General features: G+C 55.6%; 3 protein-coding genes. 1 reads left to right on the top strand and 2 read right to left on the bottom strand.

Annotated features, from left to right (window positions below):
• A partial coding sequence (locus tag VN114_RS01770; protein ID WP_325511368.1) for a sigma-70 family RNA polymerase sigma factor occupies positions 1-707 on the bottom strand: 707 nt, incomplete at its 3' end.
• 163 nt (positions 708-870) lie between these two features.
• Here VN114_RS01770 and VN114_RS01765 point away from each other — a divergent pair.
• Positions 871-1,320, top strand: a complete 450-nt coding sequence (locus tag VN114_RS01765) for a carboxymuconolactone decarboxylase family protein (RefSeq protein ID WP_325511366.1) — start codon at positions 871-873, stop codon at positions 1,318-1,320.
• Between the two features lie 42 nt (positions 1,321-1,362).
• Here the strand turns inward: VN114_RS01765 and VN114_RS01760 are convergent.
• The coding region (locus tag VN114_RS01760; protein WP_325511364.1) for a sensor histidine kinase at positions 1,363-2,053 on the bottom strand (691 nt) is incomplete at its 5' end.

The following is a 2,053-nucleotide window of genomic DNA, read 5'->3' as shown; positions in this document are numbered from 1 at the left end:
CCACGGAAAGCGTTTTCGACTGCCCAATAAAGTCCTGCCACACGTCCTGTCCCGATGAGAACCTTGTCCAGCGACGGGACTTTTCCTCCACCGTCCGCCCTGTATTCGACATCCGCCGATAGAAGTTCCTTCATTGCATCGCGATTGGCATTGGCTGCCGCTTGCATGAAATTTTCGAGCACGACGCGATGCGTATTCTTCGAGACCGTGAAACGCGGGTTTTCCTCACGTATCCGTTCTTGGGCCCGATGGACAAGTTGTCTGCAGGCGGCTTCGCTTTTGCCAAGCATAGCCGCAACGTCAACATAATCTTGGTCGAATACTTTTCGCATCAGGAACGCAGCACGCTCCTCCGGCGTCAGCCGTTCCATGACCCACAACATTGCGACGGAAACCTCGCTTGCCAATTCCGCAGCTGTTTCAGGTGTGTCTTCGACCATCTCGACAACAGGTTCTGGAAGCCACCAACCGGTGTAGCTTTCGCGCTCGTTTTTTCGGTTTCGCAAGCGATCTATCGACAGCCGTGTCGTGATAGTTACTAGCCATGCTTCAGCCGACTTGATTTCATCATGCGCGCTGGTGGAAAAGCGCAGCCAAGCATCCTGTACGACATCTTCGGCGTCGGCACGCATGCCAAGCATGCGATAGGCAATCAGGAAAAGACGTGGGCGTAAGGCCTCGAACACGAGCAGGTCGGCGGACTTCATAGTTACTTTAGTCTTAAACAATACTTTCTAGACGGTTCAGCGCCGACCGTTGTGACAGATCCATGCGGTGTTGTCACAGCCGCACAAGGTCGCGCGTCTTGTAGATAGCGGCCGGATTTTGTCAGCCGCATGACTAATCACCTCACGAAAGGAAGTACGAACGATGAATCGCGCAAACTGGTTTCAAGTTTCGCAGGAAGGCGCCAAGGCGCTGGGAGCACTCCATCATTACGCAACGACGGACACTGGTCTGGAACCCGAACTCATTCATCTTGTTTTTCTCAGGGTTTCTCAATTGAATACCTGTGCTCACTGTATCGATGTCCACACCCGCGATCTTGTCAAACACGGGATGTCCGTCGAAAAGATTGTACTGGTGCCGGTATGGGCCGAGGTCGAATATTTGTTTTCGGACCAGGAACGCGCGGCCCTTGCATGGGCGGAAGAGGTGACGCGCGTGAGCGAAACCCATGCGTCAGACGAGGCATACTCGGCAGCACTGGCCGCGTTTGGAGAAAAGGCCTTAGTCGAACTGACGATCGTGATCGCCACCATGAATGCGATCAATCGCATGGGAGTCAGCTTCCGGTTGAAGCCGCGTGCAAGGGCTTAGAACGGAGGTACTCTAAGGCGAAAGTATCAAGAAAGTCGATGTTCAAGCCAGCAGGTGCACGGTGAATTCGGTACCTTGGCCTTCTTCGCTCTTCACCAATATCGTGCCGCCGTAGCGCGCCACCAGCGTGTAGCTGATCGATAGTCCGAGGCCGGTGCCACCTTGACGCTTGGTCGTGAAGAAGGCGTCGAACACGCGCGGCAAGTCTTCGCGACGGATGCCGGCGCCGGTATCGGCAACACGAATGTCGACGCCACTGGCATCGTTCTCGCCATGCCAGTCTGCCGTCGTGATCGTCAGGCTGCCGCCGTTCTTCATCGCGTGGATGGCGTTAGTAAACAGATTGATCAGCACCTGCTGCAATTCACCGCGATTGATCGGTACCGCAATCGTTGCACCCTTGTGATGTTCGACGCGAATATCGCACTGGTTCAGCAGGTGGCGCACCAGCACCAGTGAATCGGTGACCACATCGTCCACCATGATCGCTTCAACATAACCGGCAAACTCGCCCGGATTGGCGAACTGCAGCAGCTTGGTGACAATCGTGTTGATACGCTGGATCTGCTGATCCATCAGTTTTAGCTCGTCCTGCACCGGCGCGGCAGCCTGGCCCAGCGTATCGCGCAGGACGTCGAGATTGCCTTGCAATACCGCGACCGGATTGTTGATCTCGTGCGCAACGCCGGCGGTGATCTCGCCGATGGCGGCCAGCTTCTCTGCCAACACGAGT

Origin of the sequence: Oxalicibacterium sp., from assembly GCF_035565035.1 — a bacterium.
In the GTDB taxonomy this organism is placed as follows: Bacteria; Pseudomonadota; Gammaproteobacteria; order Burkholderiales; family Burkholderiaceae_D; genus Oxalicibacterium.
This window is presented reverse-complemented; position numbering and strand designations above follow the sequence as displayed.

Coding starts and splice junctions, on each gene's coding strand:
- VN114_RS01765 (WP_325511366.1), top strand. CDS start 871: ATGAATCGCGCAAACTGGTTTCAAGTTTCGCAGGAAGGCGCCAAGGCG.